This is a genomic window from Paralimibaculum aggregatum (assembly GCF_030270585.1).
GTDB lineage: Bacteria > Pseudomonadota > Alphaproteobacteria > Rhodobacterales > Rhodobacteraceae > Thermohalobaculum > Thermohalobaculum aggregatum.
Genome location: NZ_BSYI01000009.1, coordinates 109907 through 130464, shown reverse-complemented (window position 1 = coordinate 130464; position 20558 = coordinate 109907). Strand labels below are relative to the sequence as shown.

The 20558-nt window shown below is 72.4% G+C and carries 18 protein-coding genes and 1 other RNA gene; 7 read left to right on the top strand and 12 right to left on the bottom strand.

Annotation, left to right across the window (positions count from 1 at the left end; all coding sequences use genetic code 11):
- Nucleotides 1–217 precede the first annotated feature (217 nt).
- An RNA gene (gene rnpB / locus QSJ97_RS07630) (RNase P RNA component class A) lies at nt 218–618 on the bottom strand.
- Nucleotides 619–750: 132 nt separating this feature from the next.
- On the opposite strand from rnpB, the gene QSJ97_RS07625 reads away from it, so the two are divergent.
- Entirely contained in the window at nt 751–2169 is a 1419-nt protein-coding gene (locus QSJ97_RS07625; protein WP_285671110.1) for an alanine/glycine:cation symporter family protein, read from the top strand.
- Between the two features lie 70 nt (nt 2170–2239).
- Here QSJ97_RS07625 and QSJ97_RS07620 read toward each other — a convergent pair whose 3' ends face one another.
- Nucleotides 2240–3067, bottom strand: a complete 828-nt coding sequence (locus QSJ97_RS07620; protein ID WP_285671109.1) for an N-acetylmuramoyl-L-alanine amidase — start codon at nt 3065–3067, stop codon at nt 2240–2242.
- Between the two features lie 138 nt (nt 3068–3205).
- Between QSJ97_RS07620 and QSJ97_RS07615 the strand changes: the two genes are divergently transcribed.
- Nucleotides 3206–4618, top strand: a complete 1413-nt coding sequence (locus QSJ97_RS07615; RefSeq protein ID WP_285671108.1) for a polysaccharide biosynthesis/export family protein — start codon at nt 3206–3208, stop codon at nt 4616–4618.
- A gap of 57 nt (nt 4619–4675) precedes the next feature.
- Here the strand turns inward: QSJ97_RS07615 and QSJ97_RS07610 are convergent, their stop codons facing one another.
- Nucleotides 4676–5149, bottom strand: a complete 474-nt coding sequence (locus tag QSJ97_RS07610) for a DUF1203 domain-containing protein (RefSeq protein ID WP_285671107.1) — start codon at nt 5147–5149, stop codon at nt 4676–4678.
- A gap of 231 nt (nt 5150–5380) precedes the next feature.
- On the opposite strand from QSJ97_RS07610, the gene QSJ97_RS07605 reads away from it, so the two are divergent.
- Both QSJ97_RS07605 and QSJ97_RS07600 read left to right on the top strand, forming a co-directional pair.
- Nucleotides 5381–5866 carry a hypothetical protein gene (locus tag QSJ97_RS07605; RefSeq protein ID WP_285671105.1) on the top strand — a complete coding sequence of 162 codons (486 nt, stop codon included), beginning with the start codon at nt 5381–5383 and terminating at the stop codon, nt 5864–5866.
- Between the two features lie 145 nt (nt 5867–6011).
- The gene (locus QSJ97_RS07600; RefSeq protein WP_285671104.1) at nt 6012–6425 is read left to right on the top strand and encodes a VOC family protein; all 414 of its coding nucleotides are present in this window, start codon (nt 6012–6014) and stop codon (nt 6423–6425) included.
- Here the strand turns inward: QSJ97_RS07600 and QSJ97_RS07595 are convergent.
- The gene (locus tag QSJ97_RS07595; protein WP_285671103.1) at nt 6422–7168 is read right to left on the bottom strand and encodes a metallophosphoesterase; all 747 of its coding nucleotides are present in this window, start codon (nt 7166–7168) and stop codon (nt 6422–6424) included. The two genes, QSJ97_RS07600 and QSJ97_RS07595, sit on opposite strands and share 4 nt — an antisense overlap.
- A gap of 156 nt (nt 7169–7324) precedes the next feature.
- Nucleotides 7325–9517, bottom strand: a complete 2193-nt coding sequence (locus QSJ97_RS07590; RefSeq protein ID WP_285671102.1) for a GumC family protein — start codon at nt 9515–9517, stop codon at nt 7325–7327.
- A gap of 462 nt (nt 9518–9979) precedes the next feature.
- On the opposite strand from QSJ97_RS07590, the gene QSJ97_RS07585 reads away from it, so the two are divergent.
- Nucleotides 9980–10621, top strand: coding sequence for a sugar transferase (locus QSJ97_RS07585; protein WP_285671101.1), 642 nt, complete (start codon nt 9980–9982; stop codon nt 10619–10621).
- 131 nt (nt 10622–10752) lie between these two features.
- On the opposite strand, the gene QSJ97_RS07580 is transcribed toward QSJ97_RS07585, so the two are convergent.
- On the bottom strand, nt 10753–10944 hold the full coding sequence (locus tag QSJ97_RS07580) for a hypothetical protein (RefSeq protein ID WP_285671100.1): 192 nt from the start codon (nt 10942–10944) through the stop codon (nt 10753–10755).
- A 102-nt stretch (nt 10945–11046) separates the two neighbouring features.
- On the opposite strand from QSJ97_RS07580, the gene QSJ97_RS07575 reads away from it, so the two are divergent.
- Nucleotides 11047–11931, top strand: a complete 885-nt coding sequence (locus QSJ97_RS07575) for a LysR family transcriptional regulator (protein WP_285671098.1) — start codon at nt 11047–11049, stop codon at nt 11929–11931.
- A 355-nt stretch (nt 11932–12286) separates the two neighbouring features.
- On the opposite strand, the gene cysE is transcribed toward QSJ97_RS07575, so the two are convergent.
- Nucleotides 12287–13072 carry a serine O-acetyltransferase gene (cysE, locus tag QSJ97_RS07570; protein ID WP_285671131.1) on the bottom strand — a complete coding sequence of 262 codons (786 nt, stop codon included), beginning with the start codon at nt 13070–13072 and terminating at the stop codon, nt 12287–12289.
- A 191-nt stretch (nt 13073–13263) separates the two neighbouring features.
- Between cysE and QSJ97_RS07565 the strand changes: the two genes are divergently transcribed.
- Nucleotides 13264–13620: a TraR/DksA C4-type zinc finger protein gene (locus QSJ97_RS07565; RefSeq protein ID WP_285671097.1), complete on the top strand. Its 357-nt coding sequence runs from the start codon at nt 13264–13266 to the stop codon at nt 13618–13620.
- Nucleotides 13621–13872: 252 nt separating this feature from the next.
- Here QSJ97_RS07565 and QSJ97_RS07560 read toward each other — a convergent pair whose 3' ends face one another.
- The 5 genes from QSJ97_RS07560 to QSJ97_RS07540 all read right to left on the bottom strand — a co-directional run bounded on the left by QSJ97_RS07560 (nt 13873) and on the right by QSJ97_RS07540 (nt 20541).
- Nucleotides 13873–15456: a trimethylamine methyltransferase family protein gene (locus tag QSJ97_RS07560; protein WP_285671095.1), complete on the bottom strand. Its 1584-nt coding sequence runs from the start codon at nt 15454–15456 to the stop codon at nt 13873–13875.
- Between the two features lie 58 nt (nt 15457–15514).
- Nucleotides 15515–16399 (bottom strand): isocitrate lyase/phosphoenolpyruvate mutase family protein, encoded by an 885-nt coding sequence (locus tag QSJ97_RS07555; protein ID WP_285671094.1) that lies wholly within the window; start codon nt 16397–16399, stop codon nt 15515–15517.
- Nucleotides 16396–16902 carry a xanthine phosphoribosyltransferase gene (gpt, locus tag QSJ97_RS07550; RefSeq protein ID WP_285671093.1) on the bottom strand — a complete coding sequence of 169 codons (507 nt, stop codon included), beginning with the start codon at nt 16900–16902 and terminating at the stop codon, nt 16396–16398. The genes QSJ97_RS07555 and gpt overlap by 4 nt, the downstream gene beginning before the upstream one ends.
- 112 nt (nt 16903–17014) lie before the next feature.
- Nucleotides 17015–19480, bottom strand: coding sequence for a GcvT family protein (locus QSJ97_RS07545; RefSeq protein WP_285671092.1), 2466 nt, complete (start codon nt 19478–19480; stop codon nt 17015–17017).
- The gene (locus QSJ97_RS07540) at nt 19477–20541 is read right to left on the bottom strand and encodes a zinc-binding dehydrogenase (RefSeq protein ID WP_434220898.1); all 1065 of its coding nucleotides are present in this window, start codon (nt 20539–20541) and stop codon (nt 19477–19479) included. Before QSJ97_RS07540 ends, QSJ97_RS07545 begins: the two co-directional genes overlap by 4 nt.
- Nucleotides 20542–20558: the final 17 nt, after the last annotated feature.

Here is a 20558-nt window from a genome sequence, read left to right as displayed (position 1 = left end):
AAATGGCCCGAGGCAGTCACGGAAGCCCCCCGCTCTCCCCCAGCATAACTGAAAACAAAGGATTTTTCACGGCCCAGGCATGGCGAGACCCCGCGTTCGGCCAGAACGCGCGCCCTGGAGCACGGGATTTCATGGGTGCCGATGGGCAGAAGGCGGAAACCGGGGGGATTGGCCGGCCCGGCGCCCCGCCAGGACAGGTGGGGAGCGCCGGGCACGGCGGTGCGGGTGGCCTGTAAGCCGGGTTCTGTCCTCGGGCCGAAGCCCGATGGATGGCCATTCATCTGGGACCGCGGTCGCCCGCGGCCTCATGCAGTCAACCCGGGGACCGGACCGAAGACAATCCCGGGGGCCGAAGCCCCGCGTGGTCCCCCTATGCGACCTTGCTCCCGGTGGGGCTTGCCATGCCGCGTTCGTTGCCGTCCGCGCGGTGCGCTCTTACCGCACCGTTTCACCCTTGCCGCAGCCCGGTTGCCCGGCCCTTGGCGGTCTGTTCTCTGTGGCGCTTTCCCTGAGGCCGGGCCGAAGCCCTTCCCCGCCGGGCGTTACCCGGCACCGTGTCTCCATGGAGCCCGGACTTTCCTCACGGGCCGAGGCCCGCGCAGCCATCCAGCCACCCGCCCGCCTCAGCTAGAGATGTCGCAGCCCCGGGTCAAGCCTCCGCTCTGGCAATGCAATCGCGAGGTGCTAGGCTCGACTTTCGCCCGACGCAGCGGCGGTATCGGAACGAAACAGACAGTGGAGCGGCACGACATGGATCCAATCATCGACTTCCTGAACACGATCTTCTGGGGATATGTACTGATCTACGGCCTTCTCGCGGTGGGTCTCTTCTTCACGATCCGGCTCGGGGCGGTGCAGATCCGGCATTTCCTCGAGATGTTCCGCGTGATCGCGAGCTCGAAGGAGACCGACAAGGCCGGTATCTCGCCGTTCCAGGCGCTCACCGTCAGCCTCGCCAGCCGCGTCGGCACCGGCAACCTCGCCGGCGTCGCGGTGGCGCTCTATCTCGGCGGCGCCGGCGCGATCTTCTGGATGTGGATGGTGGCGCTGGTCGGCATGGCCACGGCCTATGCCGAGAGCGCGCTGGCCCAGCTCTACAAGACCCGCGGGCCGATGGGCATGTATCGCGGCGGCCCGGCCTTCTACATCGCCCGCGGCCTCGGCCTGCCCTGGCTCGGCGGGATCTTCTCGGTCTGCCTGATCATCTCCTTCGGCCTGGTGTTCAACGCGGTGCAGGCCAACTCGATCGCCGAGGCCACCGAGAACGCCTTCGGCGTGCCCAAGCTCGCGGTCGGCATCGCGGTGGCGCTGCTCGCCGGCGTGGTGATCTTCGGCGGCATCCGCTCGATCGCCAAGGTGGCGGAGATCGTGGTGCCCTTCATGGCGATCGCCTATCTGGCGCTGGCGGTCTACGTCATCATCGTGAACTTCGACGCCGTGCCGGGGATGCTGAGGCTGATCGTCTCGAGCGCGCTCGGCTTCGAGGAGGCCGGCGCCGGCGTCGTCGGCAGTGTCACCGCGGCGATGCTCAACGGCATCAAGCGCGGGCTGTTCTCCAACGAGGCGGGCATGGGCTCGGCGCCCAACATCGCCGCGGTGGCGGTGCCGCAGCCGCACCACCCCTCCAGCCAGGGCTTCGTGCAGTCGCTCGGCGTGTTCATCGACACCATCCTGATCTGCACCGCGACCGCGCTGATGATCCTGCTCTCCGGCGTGCTGACCCCGGGCGAGGGCCCCTCGGGCGCCGAGCTCACGCAGATCGCGCTCAACGCCCATATCGGCGATGCCGGCACCTACTTCATCGCCATCGCGATCCTGTTCTTCGCCTTCACCTCGATCATCGGCAACTACTCCTATGCCGAGGGGGCGATGGTGTTCCTCGGGCTGGCCAGCCCGACCGGGCTGCTGGCGCTGCGGCTGACCGCGCTGGCGATGGTGGTCTGGGGCGCCTACCAGAGCGTCGCGACGGTGTTCAATGCCGCGGATGCCTCGATGGGAATGATGGCGACGATCAACCTGATCGCCATCGTCGCGCTCTCCGGCACGGTGGCGAAGCTGACCAACGACTACTTCGCGCAGCGCCGCCAGGGCATCGAGCCGATGTTCCACGTCAAGGACTATCCGGAGATGACCGGCAAGATCGACGAGACGATCTGGACCCGCGAGTGATCCGGGCCTGACGGCCTTCACCCGAGACGATGGCGGCGCCGGGGCAACCCGGCGCCGTCGTTCTGTCCGCTCAGCCCCGCCTGCAGGGCCAGCGCGCGGCGAGACGCCTGAGCTGGCCGAGCCCCGCCGCGGTTGCCGGGCCATCCGCCTCGGCCGGGCGGAAGCGCAGCGCGAAGGCCTGCCAGACCGCGCGGGTCGCCGTGTCCCATTCCCCGCTTGCCGCCACGCCATAGCCGAAGCCCCGCGCCGCCGCCTGGAAGGCCGCCGCGGGGGGCGCGGCCTGCCATGCCCCGGGCTGCGGGCTGCCGGCCGGCGGCACCGGCAGGGGCGCCGGCGGCGCGCCCGCCGCGGCGGGCATGTCGCGGCGGCGCGCGGCATCGGCCCCCGCATCCCCCTGCCCCGGCGGCTCCCAGACCGAGAGCCCGGCCAGCGCCAGCCGCCGCCAGTCGAAGCGCGGACCCGGGTCGATCTTGCGCCCCGGCGCGATGCAGGCATGGCCGACCACCCGCTCCGGCGGGATCGCCCAGCGCGCCATGACGCCGGAGAGCAGCGCCTCCAGCGCCGCCATCTGCGGCTCCGGGAAGGGATGCGCCGCCGGCCCGGTGCCCGGATTGACCAGCTCGATGCCGATCGAGCGGGAGTTGACGTCGGTGACATCGCCCCAGGCCGCTGCCCCGGCATGCCAGGCGCGGGCCGCCTCCGGCACCAGGCGCAGCACCGCCCCGGTCTCGGCGACGAGGTAATGCGCGCTCACCTCCGCCGCCGGATCGCAGAGCCGGTCGCGCGCCGCCGCGGCGCTCTCCATGCCGGTGTAGTGCAGCACCGCCATGTCGGGCCGCGCGCCGCCGCGCCGGGCGCCGAAATTCGGCGAGGGATGCTCCCCGATGCCGCGTTCCATCGCCCTCTCCCCGCTGCCGAAGGGGCCGAAACCCGCTGACCTTGCGGGAAATTGCGCTTAACGCCCCTGCCCGCGAATGCTATGACTTCGAAAGACATAAGGCCGACAAGGCCGCGGAGACAACGCTCGGAGGGGCAGATGCGGGCAGTATGGCGGAACCGGGGGGCGGCTGCGCTCCTCCTGAGCGGTCTCGTGGGGGCCTGCGGCGTGGTCTATACCGTGCCGGATGTCGGCGGCAACGCGGTCGACAGCGGCACCGAATACAACGTCCGCGTCGTGCCGCTGAGCCACGAGACCGCCGCCGCCGCCAATCTCGACACCTATGTGCCGCCGCGCCTGCCGCTGGCCTTCCAGCCCGATGCCGTGGCGCGGGTCGCCGCCAAGGGCCCGCCGCCGCCGCAGCTGCCCGCGCTGCCGGCGCCCTCGGCGCCGCTGGAGAGCCGGCCGAGCTTCATCCCGGACCGGTTCCCGCCGCTCGGTACCCCGCAGCCCTACCGCATCGGCGTCTCCGACGTGGTGCTGCTCTCGGTCACCAGCGCCGCCACCTCGGTCGAGGCGCTGCCGGGGCTGCTCACCGCGCAGGCCAAGCGCAACGGCTATGTGGTGCAGGACGACGGCGCCATCGCGGTGCCGGATGCCGGGCGCATCCGCATCGCCGGGCTGACCATGCCGGAGGCCGAGGCGGCGATCTTCGACGCGCTGGTGGCCGCCGGCATCGACCCGACCTTCTCGCTCGAGATCGCCGAGTTCAACTCGCAGCGCGTGGCGATCGGCGGCGAGGTGCGGGCGCCGACGCTGGCGCCGATCTCGCTGACGCCGCTCTATCTCCATGAGGCGGTGGAGCTGGCCGGCGGGCTCGCGGTGACCGACCGCTCGGTGGCCAAGGTGCAGCTCACCCGGCGCGGCACCACCTACCAGATCGGCATCGAGCGCTTCCGCGAGGATCCCGCCGCCCGGCGCATCGTGCTGCAGGACGGCGACAGCATCTTCGTCGGCAGCGAGTTCCGCGAGGATGCCGCCCAGCTGCGCTTCGACCAGGAGCTGGCGCTGCGCAGCCAGCGCATCACCACCACCGAATTCGCCCTGCGCCTCGAGGAGCTGAAGGCGACCCGCGAGTCCCAGGCCCGCGACCGGCTGCGCGATGCGCGCGAGGTGTTCGAGGCCCGGCTCGAGCTCGGCGCGGTGGCGCGCGACTATGCCTATGTCACCGGCGAGGTGGGCTCGACCAAGCGCTTCCCCCTGCCCTTCGAGCGCAGCGCGACGCTGGCCGACGTGCTGTTCGACGACCAGCGGCTCAGCATCCAGAACTCCGACTTCAGCGCGATCTACGTGCTGCGCCCGGCCAGCGACCCGACGACGCCGGGCGCCCTCACCGCCTATCACCTCGATGCCGACAACGCGGTGAACCTCGCCCTCGCCACCCAGCTCCAGATGCGGCCCAACGACGTCGTCTTCGTCGCCGAGCAGCCGATCACCAGCTGGAACCGCGCGATCAGCCAGGCGCTGCCGAACCTCTTCATCACCGCGGCCAGCATCGCCACCGGCAACTGAGCCGGGCGCCGGGCCGGTCCGCCGGTCCGGCGCCGCCGCTCAGCCCTGCGCCGCCGTTCAGCCCTGCGCCCGCGTGACCGCCGCGGCGAAGCATCCCGGCCCCGCGTTGTGCAGGTGGATATAGGCGACCGCGGCATCCTCGAACGCCCGGTCGATCGCACCCGGCAGCGCGGCGCCGTCCACGACATCGGCGCCGATCATCATGTGCCCGGCATCGAAGAGCCGGAGCGACAGCAGGCGCGTGGCGAGCGCCTCCGGAACCTCGCCGACGGACGGCACCGCCTGTGCCGCGCCCTCGCGCACGAAGATCGCGTGGCTGGCCCGGTAGGGGCTCGCGGCCGGCTGGTGCTCGTGGTTGAGCAGGATCACGGTCTCGCCGATCTCGGCATCGGCCAGGCTGACCCGGCAGGGCGTGCCCGGCTTCGCGCGCACCACCATCCGGCGCATGTTCCGCGCGGCGAGCGCTTCGTCCGACAGCGCGAACAGCCCGGAGAACTGCGCGGCCGGAAGGGCATGTATCTGAAAGCTCATGGTACGGCTCCTTTCCTCTGTGCGGCCGCCAGTGTCCACGCGCAGGCCGCACAGGCGACCCGGAACCTGCTATCCTGCCGGCAGGCCGGCAAACCCAGCATGACCACGGGAGCGAGCCCGATCGGCTTTGACTGGCGGGGGCGGACGGAGGATCATCCGTCCCCACGGTACGATCCGGCGTGTCCCGAGACGCGCCCGGCAATATTGGCGTCCCGGCAAGGAGTTTCAGCCATGGATCTGACTTCGAAGACAGACACCCAAATCCAGAACCTCATCGACAACCACCGCCGCGCCGGAGAACTCAAGGCGCCCCTGGCCGTCGCCGCCATCGACGAGCAGGCGCGGCGGAACCCCTCGTTCGATTTCAAGGCGGGGATCGCCTTCCTGAAGCAGGCGGCGCGCGAGGGGCGTACGGTGACCTACAGGCAGCTCGCCGAGGCGGGCGGCGTGCTGAAGCCCGGCGCCGCCTGGCGCCAGCACATGGCCCGGAAGATCCCGCTGTCGCAGATCGTCGACTATGCCCACACCCACGACCTGCCGGCGATCACCGCGCTGGTCGAAACCACGCAGGGCGTGACCGAGAGCATCCTCGCCGGGTTCGAGAAGGGGCTGGCCGACAACGGCATCCAGGTGCCCGCGGGGATGAGCGTGCGGGAGTTCTACCTCGCCGAACGGCAGCGCGCCTTCGACTGGGGCGCCAGCAGCGGACAGGACTGAGACGGCACGCCCCCGATGCGCCGCGCCCGGCGGGTTCCGGCGCGTTCTCGGCCCCCCCGGCCGCGGGCCGGCGAACCGGCGGCTGCACTCCGGCCGGCGCCGGCCTATGATGCCGGGCAGGGCCAGGTTGTTCGGAGGCGACGAGATGACGGCACGGTTTCGCGGCGGCAGCAACATTGCCATGAAGGTTCCCCCGCACCAGCACGAGGCGACGGTAGCGTTCTACCGCGACGTCCTCGGGCTGGAGCAGATCGGCGCGACCGGCGGTTCGGTCAGCTTCCGGTTCGGCGCGAACACGCTCTGGATCGACCGGGTGCCGACGATGAGCCAGGCCGAGCTCTGGCTCGAGATCGTCACCGACGACACCGCCGAGGCGGCGCGGGTCCTCGATGCGGCCGGGGTGACGCGCTGCGACGGGATCGAGGCGCTCGGCGAGGGTTTCGACGGCTTCTGGATCACCAGCCCCGCCGCGATCGTCCACCTCGTCGAAGGCGGCGGCACGGACGATCAGACCGCAGAACAGACGGCGGACCAGACGGCCGGCCGGGCGCCGGACTAGGCGCCGGCCCGGCCGGCCGGGCGCGGGTGGCTGAAGCGGTGGCTGCCGTCCGGCGCCACGGTGAGCGTGGTCAGGCAGCCGGAGAAATAGGCACCGGTGTCGATGGCGATGCGGCCGCGCTCGATCCGGGGCGTGTCGACGATGCGGTGGCCATGCACCACCCAGACCCCGTCGCGCCGCGGCGTGCGCTCGAACTCCGGATGGCCCCAGAGCAGCGCCTCGCGCGGCTGGCGCTCCGGCGGCAGCGCCGGGTCGGCGGCGGCATGGACGAAGAGCAGGTTGCCGCTGCGATGGCTGAGCGCGAGCCCCGAGAGGAAGGGCAAGTAGGGCCGCACCGCATCGGCCAGCTCCTCCCGGATGCGCGCCAGCTCGGGCCCGGAGCTGGTCTCGTAGGCGCCGATGCCGAAGCTCAGCAGCGTCTGCAGCCCGCCGACCCGGAGCCAGCGCGCCTCGCGCTCGGGGTCCTCGAGGAAGCCGAGCAGCATCGCCTCGTGGTTGCCCATCAGGAACACCGGGCGGATCTCCCGGAGCCGCGCGACATGGACCAGGGTGTCGAGGGTCTCGCGGACATGCTCGCCCCGGTCGATGTAGTCGCCGAGGAACACGACCTCCGGGCCCGGCGCGCCGGCCGCGCAGCCGGGGTCCTCCGAGAGGATCGCCTCGACCGCGCCGACCAGCAGGTCGGCCCGCCCGTGCAGGTCGCCCACGGCATGGACCACCCCCTCCGGCGCGATCGGGGGCATCTCGATCTCCGGCCGCGCAAACCGCCGTCTGCGCTCCCTTTTCGGCCCCAAAAGGCGTTTGAGCACCCACTCACCTCCGTTCCGTCCGGCAAGACGATATAGGCCCGCCAGCCGACCGGCCCACCGCCCGGTCATCTCCGGCACCGCCCTGCCGCGTCAGTTCTGATAATAGCGCTGCGCCGTGCGATAATAGCTGAAATCGCGATAGCCGTAGCGTTCCATGTCCTTCATGTCGACCTGGGTCAGCGCGACCCCGGTGATCCGGGCGTTGACCTGGGCGAAGGTGCGCAGCCCCGCCGCCACGGTCTCGCGCAGCGTGCGGTTCCAGCGCACCACATAGACCAGCGCATCGGCATGCTGGGCGATCACCCGCGCATCGGGCACCGCCAGCACCGGCGGCGTGTCGACGAAGATGAAGTCGTAATGCCCGCGCAGCTCCTGCAGGAACTCGGCAAAGCGCTTGGAGGCGAAGACATCCGCGGCGTTCACCGAGCTGCGCTCGCCGGGCAGCACATGCATGCCGGAGCTCTCCTCGACATGCACCACGTCCTCGTAGCGCATCCGCCCGGAGAGCACCGAGAGCAGGCCGCGCTCGTGCTCGATGTCGAAGACCCGGCGGAAGTTGCGCCGGCGCAGGTCGCATTCGACGATCAGCACCGACTTGCCGAGCGAGCAGGAGATCTGTGCCAGCGCGACGCAGGTGGTGGTCTTGCCCTCCCCCGGCTCGCCGGAGGAGACCATGATGACCTGCGGCGGCTTGTCGATATTGGCCAGCAGCACCGAGGTGCGCAGGTTGCGGATCGACTCGGCGAAGCTCGAGCCCGGGCGCTTGGCCAGGAAGTCGAGCAGCGCCTGGCGCCGCGGCAGCGGGGCCAGCGGGATCGTGCCGAGCACCGCCTGCCCGGTGCGCGCCTCGAGCTCGCCCGCGGTGCGGAAGGTGGCGTTGAGCTTCTCGCGCAGCACGATGATCGAGACCCCGGCGACCAGCCCGGCGATGGCGCCGAGCCCGAGGATCGCCACCTTCTTCGGCTTGCTCGGCCAGTCCGGCACCCAGGCATCCGAGAGCATCCGCGCATCGGGCTGCTGGATGCCCTCCTGCACCGTGGTCTCCTTGAGCCGCGACAGGAAGCTCTCGTAGATCAGCCGGCTGGCCTCGGCCTCGCGCTGCAGCTGGCGCAGCTCGACCAGCGCCTTCGACTGCACCTCGAGCTCCTTCTCGAGGCTGGCGATGGAGCCGCCGAGCGCCGCGATCTGGGCCTCGGCGCGCTTGGCGTTCTGCTCGATCCCGAGGGTGATCTGCAACAGCGCCCGGTCGAAGCGGGCGATCACCGCGGCGCGCACGCCGTCATCGGGGGCATCGGCGATCTCGCCGGCCAGGTCCACGAGGTCCGGGCGGCGCAGGCGGTCGGCGATGGCGGCGAAGTTCTCGGCCTGGCGCAGGTCGGAGATCACGGTGCTGTCGCCGCGCAGGTCGCGCCGGCGCTCGACGAGATCGCGGCGGCGGTCGCGCATCTCCTTGATCTGGCGGGCGCGGGCGGCCAGCGCCTCCTCGGAGATCAGCTCGGAGGCGGCGCTGTAGTCCTCCACCGTCTGCTCCGCCGCCTCGAGCTCGAGGCGCAGCTCGGCGACCCGCTCGCTCAGCCATTCGGTGGCGGCGCGGGTCGCCTCGAACTTCTTCTCGAGCTGGTCGAGGATGTAGAAGCGCGCGATCTCGTTCGCCAGATCCGCCGAGAGCCGCGGGTCCGGGGTCGAGGTGCTCAGCACCAGGACATAGGAGTTCTCGACCCAGCTCACGCCGATCGAGCGGGCCAGCGCGTCGATGGTGATCTCGCGCTGCTTGGCCGCCGGCGGGTCCGCCGGCTCCGGCGCGCCGAGATCGAGGCCGAGCCGCGCCAGCGCCGTGAGGATCCCGCCAAGGCTCATCAGGTCGGGCGAGCGGGCCTCCGGCGGCACCGCGAAAGGGTTGAAGAAGGGCCGCTCGGCGAGCCCCATCTCGTCCACCACCTTGCCGAGCAGCCGGCTCGAGGTGACGATCTTGATCTGCGACTGCAGCAGCAGGAAATCCGATGCCGCCGAGGCCTGGCTGGCCACCGGGTCGATATCGACGATGTTCGGCTTGGCGACCTCCCAGAGCACCTCGGCGCGCGCCTCGTAGAGCGGCACGGTGCTGCGCAGGTAGAGCATCGCGATCCCGAGCCCGGCCAGCCCGAGCATCAGGATCACCCATTTCGAGCGCCAGAGGGTCGATACCACGCGGCGCAGGTCGAGCTCCTCGACGCGCAGCGCCGGCTCCGCCCGTCCGCCGGACGGGGCGCGGCCAGGCTCCTGCATGTTCGCATCAAGGCCCATGCCCTGCCGCTCCTCCTTACCGCGCCCGGCGCTGCGGCCGACCGGCCGCCGCCGGGGCGTTGCGGACCGGCGCACCGGGCCGGGGCGTGCGCCATGCCAGGCCCGGCGCCGCCGCGGGAGCGCCGTCGGCCGCCTTCCGGCTCTATAGGATGCGCGGCCGGTTCTGACAACCGGCGCGCCGCAGCGCAGCAGCGCCCGGGCCGCCCGCGGCGGCGGCGCAGGGACCCCGTCGGAGCCTCGCGGGGCGCGCCGCCCCTGGCGCCCGCCGGCAACAAGCGCGGCTCCAGCTTGCGCATGTGCGAAACATCAATTGCTTTCACCCGCGTCACTTCCTATGGTCACCTCGCGCGGGGGGTGCAGGCCAGGTCCTTGGCCGGCAGCATTCCCGGCCGTTGAGTGCCGTATCTTGCCCGCAACGGGCAGCGGATTGGGTGCAGGACAGGGATCGGGAAGCTCTCCGCGGTGCTGAACCAGGATGTCCTCAGGAATGCGCGTTCTCCGGGCCGCGGGTTTGCAGCGGCCAAGCGTGGCTTCGACATCGCCGTCGCCCTGCTGGCGCTGCCCGCTGTGCTCGGCGTCGCGGCGGTGCTGCTGCTGCTGAACCCGATCGCCAATCGCGGGCCGCTGTTCTTCGTGCAGGCGCGCATGGGGCGCAACTGCAAGCGCTTCACCATCGTGAAATTCCGCACCATGTCCGCCGGTCAGCCCGAAGGCGGCCCCGCCCCGCGCGGCCCCGACGACCCGGTGGAGGACGAGCGCATCACCCCGCTCGGCCGCATGCTGCGCCGCGCGCGGATCGACGAGCTGCCGCAGTTCTTCAACGTGCTCTCGGGCGACATGAGCGTGATCGGCCCGCGCCCGGATGTCTGGGACCACGCGATCCACTACCTCGACAGCGTGCCGGGCTACCGCGCCCGGCACACCCTGCGCCCGGGGATCACCGGGCTCGCGCAGGTGCGGGGCGGCTATGCCGAGGGCATCCGCGCAACGGTGCAGAAGACCCGCGAGGACCTCGCCTATATCGACGGGCTGAGCCCGCGGATGGAGCTCTACATCCTGCTGCGCACGGTGCAGGTGGTGTTCACCGGCAAGGGCGCGCGCTGAAGGGCGGCCCCGCACCGGCGCCGCCCCGCATTCTCGTTACTTGACTGTCTCACGATCCCGTAATCCCGCGCGCCGCCGGTCCCGCGCCGCGGCGGCCTCGCCGCTGTGCCGGGCGGTCCGATGCTCCGGGCTCATTCCGCCGGGCAGCAGGCCGTGCCGGGCAGGCACCGGGGCGCCGGGCGGGCCCGGGCGATCAGCCGGCGCGCCCAGCCGCGCAGCGCCCAGGAGCGGAGCGGCGGCGCCTCGGGCATCGGCCGGGCATCGGCCACCGCCGGGCCATCGATCCGCGTTGCAGTGAAGAGACTGTCTGCAAGAATGGTCATCATCTGCCTTCTCCGTTTCCCTTGTGAATTTCCAGCAATATCGGTAATTTCTCGGGATTCTGCGAGGCAGGAAATCTATCCGTCTGAAAGGTGGGCTATCATATGGACTGGTCCGGGCTGCCGCCGCTCAGCCAGCTCCGCGCCTTCGAGACGACGGCGCGGACCGGCGGCTTCTCGGCCGCCGGGCGCGAGCTCAACGTGACCCATGCGGCGGTGGCGCAGCAGGTGCGCGGGCTGGAGCGGCATCTCGGCGTCGGGCTGGTCCGGCGCGAGGGGCGCGGCCTGGCACTGACCCCCGAGGGGGCGCGGCTCGCCGAGGCGCTGGGCGCCGGCTTCGAGACCATGCGGGCAGCGCTTGCCGAGATCCTCGCCGAGCAGGCTGCGCGGCCGGTGCACATCACGCTGACCCCGGCCTTCCTCGCCGCCTGGCTGATGCCGCGGCTCGGCGAGTTCCGCGCCGCCCATCCGAAGATCGAGCTGATGCTCAACCCCTCGACGGATGTCGTCGACCTGGCGCGCTCCGGCCATGACCTGGCGATCCGCTTCGGCACCGGCGACTGGCCGGGGCTCGAGGCGATCCCGCTGGTCGCGGCGCCGGTGGTGGTGGTGGCGGCGCCGGCGCTGCTGGCGGCCTGCGCGGTGCGCGAGCCGGCGGATCTGCTGGCGCTGCCCTGGGTGCAGGAGATCGGCACCGACGAGCTCGCGGTCTGGCTGCGCGGCCACGGGGTGGAGATCGCCGGCAAGACCGACATCCTCCACCTGCCCGGCAAGCATGCGATCGACGCCATCCTGCGCGGCGACGGGGCGGGCATGACGGCGCGGATCTTCGTCGAGGAGGACATCGCGGCGGGGCGGCTGGTGGCGCTCTTCGACCGCGACCGCGACGCCTCCGGCACCGGCTATCACCTGGTGCGCCGGCCGGGCCGGCAGCGGCCGGACGTGCAGAAGGTGGCGGGCTGGCTGCTCCGCCTCGCGCGCAGGGGCTGAGGGCTGCCTTGCCGAAGATCGGCCCGCGGCGCCCTGCCCCCCACGCGAGGGAGCGCCGCGTCGGGCCGCCCGCCGCCTGGCCGGTGTCGGTCCCGCGGCGCGTGACCGGGCCGAGAGCCGGGTTGCACCCGCCTGGCACTGGCTGCGAGGGCAGGCCCCGCAATCCGGGCATCGGGACAATCCGCACCGGTCCGACAGCGCGCACCGCCATCGGCAACCCGCGGCCCTCGCCACGGGCTCCGCCGGCCGGACCGCGCCGCGGGCGGCACGTCGCCACCGGCGTCCGGCCCGGCGCGGCGCCCCCTTCAGAGCAGGCGCAAGCCGGCACCGCCGGGCGCCGCGGCCGGCCCCTGCTTCAGCAGTCGGGAACGATGTCCTTCGCCGCCTCGCCGAAGCGCACGCCGTGATCCATCGACAGCGCCGGCCGGTCGCAGCCGGCATCGCCGACGATCTTCGCCGGGATCCCGGCCACCGTCTTGCAGGGCGGCACGTCCTTCAGCACCACCGAGCCGGCGGCGATCCGCGAGCACTCGCCGACGCGGATGTTGCCGAGCACCTTGGCGCCGGCGCCGATCAGCACGCCGTCGCCGATCTTCGGATGGCGGTCGCCGCCCTCCTTGCCGGTGCCGCCGAGGGTCACCGAATGCAGCATCGAGACGTCGTCGCCGACCACCGCTGTCTCGCCGATCACGATGGAATGGGCGTGGTCGATCATGATCCCCTGCCCGATCCGCGCGCCGGGATGGATGTCGACGCCGAAGACCTCGGAGCAGCGCATCTGGATGAACAGCGCCATGTCGCGCCGCCCGGTGGTCCAGTGCCAGTGCGCCAGGCGATAGGACTGCACCGCCAGGAAGCCCTTGAAGTAGAGCAGCGGCTGGATCATCCGGTGACAGGCCGGGTCGCGCTCGAAGACGGCGCGGATATCGGCGCGCCCGGCGCAGCCCATCAGCGGGGTCTCGGCATAGGCGCGGTCGGCCATCTCGCGCATCAGCAGCGGCGACATCTCCGGGCTCGAGAGCTTCTGCGCCAGGCGGTAGGAGAGCGCCGCCTCGAGGCTTGGATGGTGCAGCACGACGGAATGCGCCATGCTGGCCATGAAGGGCTCGCTGGCGGCGAGCTGCTCGGCCTCGTCGCGCATGCGCGACCAGATCGGGTCGACCGCGGCGGGATCGTCCTGGGGCGCGGCCTGCGGGTCGAGGCGGGGGGCACTGTCTTGCCGGCTCATCGCGGTCCTCCTCAGATACTCGGAGCCTCGCGCTCCTGGACCTGAGACTGATAGTAGGTACTGGCCGGCCGGATGGCCAGTCAGCGATCGTGATGGAGGCGATCTTGACGACCGATGACGGGTTGGATGCGGCGGCGCTGGCGCGGTTCCGGGCGCTGCTGGTCGCGGAGGCGGCGGAGCTCGAGGCAGCGGAGCGGGACACCGAGGCGGACCGGGCGCCGGTGGAGCTCGACCAGCAGTCGGTCGGGCGGCTGAGCCGGATGGACGCGATGCAGGTGCAGGCGATGGCGGCGGCGCAGTCGCGCCGGCGGGCAGCGCGACGGGCGGCGATCCGGGCGGCGCTGGCGCGCTTCGACGAGGACGAATACGGCTGGTGCCAGCTCTGCGGCGAGGCGATCGACCCGCGCCGGCTCGCGCTCGACCCGGCGGTGGCGCGCTGCGTCGACTGCGCCGGCGGCTAGGCGCCAACCGGGACCGGCGGGCGCCACCAGCCGGCCCGCGGCGCCCGATGGCCCCGCGCGAGAGCGAGCGCCGCGTCTGCCGGTCCGCCCGTGGCCGGCGCTGCGCCCGCGGCGCCTTGCGGCCGCCGGTCTGCGTGGCGGCCGGGCTGCCCCGGTTCCGCCCCCGCCCCGGCGCATCGTTCGGGCGGGGGCGGGGTGGGTGGGCGGGCGCCCCCGCCCGGACGATGCGCCGGGGCGGGGGCGCCTGCCGGATCAGAGCCCGACCGCCGCCTCGGACAGGTGGATCCGCGCCGCCTCGCGCGCCGCGCGGTCGGCCTCCCGCGGCAGATGCGCCGGGAAGTGCTTCGCCAGCATCTCCTCCTTGGTCGCCACCGCACGGGTCAGCAGGTCGGGCCGGTCGCGCTCGAGCCATTCCTTCGGCGAGGTGCGGTCGCCGAGGCGCGGATAGACATAGTCCACCTGCATCCGTCCGAGCGTCTGGGCATGGCCGAGATAGTGCCCCGGTCCCTCGAGGCAGACGCTGCGCATCACGTCGAGGGAGATGTCGTCCTCCCGCACCTCGATGCCGCGCACGCAGCGCTGGCACTGGCCGAGCATGTCGTCGCCGAGGATCAGGCTCTCGAGGCAGAAGCCGAGCAGCGAGGCGTGCATGCCGACGCTCTCGTAGACCATGTTGAGCCCGGTGAGCCCGACCATGACATTGGAGATCGCCTGCTCCCAGCCGGCCTGCATGTCCGGCAGCTTGGCATCGGCGATGCCCGCCGCGGCCCCTCCCGGCAACCCGTAGAAGCGGTGCATCTGCGCGCAGCCCGCCGAGAGCAGCGCCTGCTCGCCGGAGCCGCCGGACATCGCCCCGGTGCGCAGGTCGCTGACGAAGGGCCAGGTGCCGAACACCGCCGGATGGCCCGGCGCCAGCGCGTTGACATAGACGATGCCGGCGAGGCACTCCGCCACCGCCTGCACGATGGCGCCCGCCAGCGAGGCCGGCGCGGTCGCCCCGGCCTGGCCCGCCGAGAGCAGCAGCACCGGCATGCCGCCGCGGATCGCCGCTTCCATCACCTGGCAGCTCTCGGTGGCGAACTTCATCGGCGGCACGACGAAGCAGTTGGAATTCGAGATGAAGGGCCGGGCGCGCCAAGCCGCCTCGCCGCCGGCGAGCGCATGGATCAGCTCGAAGCAGGCCGGCATGTGGTCCGGGCCGACGAAGCTGGTGCCGATATGCTTGGAGGTGCCGCGGGCGCAGGCATAGATGGTGTTGAGGTCCATCTCCAGCGGGTCGAGGACGTCGCGGGCGACCATCGGGCGCTGGAAGAAGTGCACGTTGTCGAGCAGCTCGGTGATGCGCGCGGCATCGTAGAGGTCCTGCAGCGTCGAATCGCGGTATGTGCGGGTGACCGGATCGACCAGATGCACCGCGGCGCCGGCGGTGCCGTAATAGACCCGGCTCGGCGACAGCGTCATGTCGTGGCGCGGGTCCTGGCCGCAGAGCACGACCTCGCGCGCCGCCAGCGCCAGCATGTCCTCGACGAGGGCCCGCGGGAAGCGGAGGCGCCCGTCATCGCCCAGCACCGCGCCGGCGCCGGTGAGGAGCTCGACCCCACTCGGCGGCGCATCGGCGAGGCCGATGGTCTCCAGCGCCTCGAGCGCGGCGGCGTGGATGCGCTGCACCCCGGCCTCGGTCAGCGGGGAATAGAGCCCGCCCGCCAGGCCCGGCCGGATCGGCCGGACATCCTCGGCCAGCGGAGCCGAGCGAAGTGCGTGGCGGGCGGCGCGGCCCCCGGAGCGCCCTGCGGCGCGGCGGCCTCCGGTCGGCGGCGGTTCGGCGGTATCGGTCATCTCGGCCTCCCTGGCTGAAGACGAAGTCTGCGCGTCACGTTCTGGCCCGCCATGTCGGTCACACTGGCGGGGGCTCTGCCGCCGACGCATCGGCGGCAGGGTTCTCGAGGGCGCCGGCGGTGTCCCGTCCGGCCGCCATGGCGGCACGGATCTCGCCCCAGCCGGGGCCTGCCTCGGCGCGGTCGAACCGGCCCTCGGCAATCTCGCATGCGGCCTCCAGCGCCGCGCCATAGGCGACCCGCGCGAGCGAGCCGCCAAGGCTCACCCGGCGCACGCCGGCGGCGGCAATCTCGGCCAGCCCGGCACCCGCGGCGCCGAGCCCGATCACGTGGTTCACCGGGCGCGAGACCCCGGCGCAGAGGCTGCGCAGCGCCGCGAGGTCCGGCAGGCCCGGCGCATAGAGCACCTCCGCCCCGGCAGCCTCGAAGGCGCGGAGCCGGGCCAGCGCGCCGTCGAGGCCATAGGCGCCGTGGAGCATCCCGTCGGCCCGCGCGGTGAGCACGATATCCGCCTCCCGCGCCGCCGCCGCCGCCGCCGCGACCCGGGCGACCGCCTCGTCGAAGGGCCAGGCCGGATCGGCCGCGCCGGGCCGGATATCCTCGATCGAAAGCCCGGCGAGCCCGGCCGCTGCCGCCAGCCGAACGGTCTCGGCCACCCCCTCGGGGGTCGCGGCATAGCAGTCCTCGAGATCCGCCGAGACCGGCAGCCCGGTCGCCGCCGCGATCTCCGCGGCATGGGCGATGGCGGCCTCGCGCGCCAGCTCCCCGGCTCCGTCGCGATGGCCTTCGCGCGCGGCGAAGCCCGAGGAGGTGGTGGCCAGCGCCTTCATCCCCGCCCCGGCGAAGAGCCGGGCGCTGCCGGTGTCCCAGGCATTCGCCATCACGAAGCAGCCCGCGCCGTGCAGCGCGCGGAAGGCGGCGGTGCGGGCGGTGCGAGCGCTCATTCCGAGTTGCCCTTGCGGGTCAGCGGATCGACATAGACCAGCCCCATGTCCCAGGGCAGGTAGATCCAGCTGTCCTGCGCCACCTCGGCGATATAGGTGTCGGCCAGCGCCGCCCCCTGCGGCTTGGCATAGACCACCGCGAGATGCGCCTTCGGATAGCGTTCGCGGATGAAGGCCAGCGTGCGGCCGGTATCGACCAGATCGTCGACCACGAGGATGCCGCTGCCATCGCCCATCAGCGCGGCATCCGGCGCCTTCAGGAGCTGCAGCGCCCCCTGGTCCTTGTGCGCATAGGAGGCGACCGAGATCGTCTCCACCACCCGCAGCCCGAGCTCGCGGGCGATGATGCAGCCCGGCACCATGCCGCCGCGGGTGATCGCCACCACCGCCTTCCACTCCGGCTGGCCCGGCCCGTGCAGCCGCGCCGCCAGGGACCGCGCATCGCGGTGAAACCGCTCCCATGAGACGTGGAACCCCGCCTCGTAATGCAATCTGTCGCTCATCCGCTCCCCCTCTCGGTCCTGCGCTGCCGCGCCCGATGCACCCCGGCCGGGCGGGGGCGGGGCGGGCGGGTGGGCGCCCCCGCCCGCTCCGGGGTGCATCGGGCGCGCTGCCTCATGCCCGCATCCGCGCCGAGCTCGGGTCGTAGAAGGGCTTGAGGCTCGCCTCCGCGCTCACCCGCACCCCTGCCACCTCGATCTCGTAGGCCGAGGCGAGCATCTCCGCCCCCTTCTCCCCCGCCGCGCAGGGCACATAGCCGAGCCCGATCGCCGCGCCCAGATGGTGCCCGTAATTGCCGCTGGTCAGGTGGCCGACGATCTCGCCGTCGCGCAGGATCGGCTCGTTGTGATAGAGCAGCGGTTCCGGCTCGTTGAGGCGGAACTGCAGCATCCGCCGGCTCAGCCCCTCCTGCCGCTTCGCCAGCACCGCGCCGCGGCCGATCTTCTCGCCGAAGCGCGAGGGCTCGGCCTCGGTCTTCACCGCGAAGCCGAGCCCGGCCTCGAGCACGTGGTCCTCGTCGGTGATGTCGTGGCCCCAGTGGCGGAACGCCTTCTCGATGCGGCAGCTGTCGAGCACATGCATCCCGGCCAGCGCGAGCCCGTGCGGCCGGCCGGCCTCCGCGATCGCCTCGAAGGCCTGCGCCGCCTGGTCGGAGGAGAGATAGAGCTCCCAGCCGAGCTCGCCGACATAGGAGACCCGGTGCGCCCGCCCGCGGCCATGGCCGATCTCCACCTCCTGCATGGTGCCGAAGGGAAAGTCCTCGTTCGCCAGGCTCTGCGGGATCACCTCTGCGAGCACGTCGCGCGCCTTCGGCCCCATGATCGCCATCACCGCCTCGCCCGCGGTGATATCGGTGGCGACGCAATGTGCCTCCTCCGGCGTGTGCCGGCGGATCCAGGCGAGGTCGCGCCGCAGCGTCGCCGCCGGGGTGATCACCAGGAACACGCGCTCCGAGAGCCGGGTGACGGTGACATCCGCCTCGATCCCGGCGCGGTCGTTGAGGAACTGGGTATAGACGATGCGCCCCGGCGCGACCCGCATGTCGGCGCCGCAGATCCGCTGCAGCACCTCCTCGGCATCGCGCCCCTCGACGCGGATCTTGCCGAAGCTGGAGAGGTCGAACAGCGCCGCCGCCTCGCGCACCGCGCGGTGCTCGGCCTCGGCATTCGCCCACCAGTTCTGCCGGCCCCAGCTGTAGCGGTATGCGCGCTCCTGGCCCTCGGCCGCGAACCAGTTGGCGCGCTCCCAGCCGGCGGTCTCGCCGAAGACCGCGCCGCGGGCCTTCAGGTGCTCGTGCAGCGGGGTGCGGCGCACGCCCCTTGCGGTCTCCGGCTGGCGATAGGGGAAATGGTCGGCATAGAGCAGGCCGAGGCTCTCCGGCACGCGCTCCCTGAGATAGCGCCGGTTGGTCTGGAAGCTCTGCGCGCGGCGGATGTCGACATCCCAGAGATCGAAGGGCGGGTGGCCCTTGTCGATCCAGCGCGAGAGCGCATAGCCGGCGCCGCCCGAGGAGACGATGCCGATGGAGTTGTAGCCCGCCGCCACCCAGTAGCCCTCGAGCTCCGGTGCCGGGCCGAGATAGTAGCGGTCGTCCGGCGTGAAGCTCTCCGGCCCGTTGAAGAAGGTGTGGATGCCGGTCTCGGCCAGCAGCGGCACGCGCTCGCAGCCCATCTCGAGGATCGGCGCGAAATGGTCGATGTCCTCCGGCAGCTGGTCGAAGCAGAAGGTCTCGGCGATGCCGTCCATGCCCCAGGGCTTGCCGCGCGGCTCGAAGGCGCCGAGCATCAGCTTGCCGGCATCCTCCTTGTAATAGGCGCATTCGTCCGGCACCCGCAGCACCGGCAGCCGGCCGAGCCCCTCGATCGCCTCGGAGACGATGTAGAAATGCTCGCAGGCATGCAGCGGCAGCGCGACGCCCGACTGCGCCGCCAGCTCGCGCGCCCACATGCCGGCGCAGTTGATCACCACATCCGCCGCGATATGGCCGGAGGCGCCGTCGAGCCCCTCCCAGGAGACCCCGGTGACGCGGCCGCGGTCATGCCCGACGGCGGTGACCTTCACCCCCTCGACGATCTGCGCCCCGCGCATCCGCGCGCCCTTGGCCAGCGCCAGCGCGATGTTGGCCGGGTCGGCCTGCCCGTCGCCCGGCAGGTGCACGGCATTGACCACGCCCTTCGTCTCGAGATGCGGATAGAGCGCCTTCGCCTCCGCCGGGCCGATCTCCTCGACCGCGACGCCGAAGACCCGCGCCAGCGATGCCTGGCGGCGGAACTCCTCGGCGCGCTCCTCGGTCAGCGACACCGAGAGCGAGCCGTTCTGGCGCATCCCGGTGGCGACCCCGGTCTCGGCCTCGAGGCGCTGGTAGAGATCGGCGGAATACTTCGCCAGCCGCGTCAGGTTGAGGCTGGCGCGCAGCTGGCCGATCAGCCCCGCCGCATGCCAGGTGGTGCCGCAGGTGAGCTGCCGCCGCTCGAGCAGGATCACCTCGTCCCAGCCGAGCTCGGTGAGGTGATAGGCCATCGAGCAGCCGGAGACGCCGCCGCCGATGATCACGGCGCGGGCCTTGGTGGGAAGCGTCATCTTCTGTCATCTCCAGGTATGAGAACGATCTTGCCGGCCGTGCGCTTGGCCTGGAACGCGGCCTGCGCCTCGGCGATGCGGCGGAGCGGATAGGTTTCGGCAATGCGCGGGCGGATGCGCCCGGCGACCACCGCGGCGACAAGGCCGGCAAAGACCTCCTCCGGCTGGTAGGTCGCGCCGTGGATGGTGATGTCGTTGAGATAGATCACGCGCAGGTCCGCCTCGACCACGGGGCCGGCGATGGCGCCCGAGACGGCGTAGTGCCCGCCGGGGCGCAGCGCCTCGATCAGCGCGCCCCAGCCGGCGCCGCCGACGACGTCGATCACCGCATCGAAACCCTGCGCGGGGGGCGTGTCGTCGCGGCCGAGCACGTCCTCGGCGCCGGCCTCGCGCACCGCCGCCTGCTTGGCGCCGCTCGCCACCCCGGTGACCCGTGCGCCGGCGAGCCGGGCGAGCTGCACCGCCGCGAGCCCGACCCCGCCCGAGGCGCCGGTGACCAGCACGCGGTGGCCCGTGCGCACCCCGGCACGGCGCAGCAGACCGGCCGCCGTGCCGAAATTGCAGGGGATCGCGGCGAGCTCGACATCCGAGAGCGGCGCCGCGCTCACATCGTGGAGCTGGCGCGCCGGCACCGCGCAATATTCGGCGAAGGCACCGTCGAGCTCCGAGCCGAGGGCGCGGAAGGCGAAGGGCCGCTCCGGCGTCGGCTCCGGCATGTTGATCGGGCAGATCACGCGGGCGCCCGGCGGCGGTCCCCCGGCCCCCTGCCCCAGCGCCACCACGCGGCCGCAGAGATCGCCGCCCTGGATCCGCGGGAAGGCGAGCGCACCGGCCCAGCCGCCGGCCTCGGCCGCGCCGCCGCCCTCCGCGGTGGCGCCGGTCACCTCGCGGGCATACCAGCCGATGCGGGTGTTGATGTCGGTGTTGTTGACCCCGGCGGCGAGGACCTGCACCAGCGCCTCCCCCGGCCCGGGCCGCGGCACCGGGATGGCGTCCGACCATGCCAGCTTCTCCGGGCCGCCATGGCCGGTGAGCAGCGCGCCCGACATGCGCGCCGGCAGCGCGCCGGGCAGGGTCT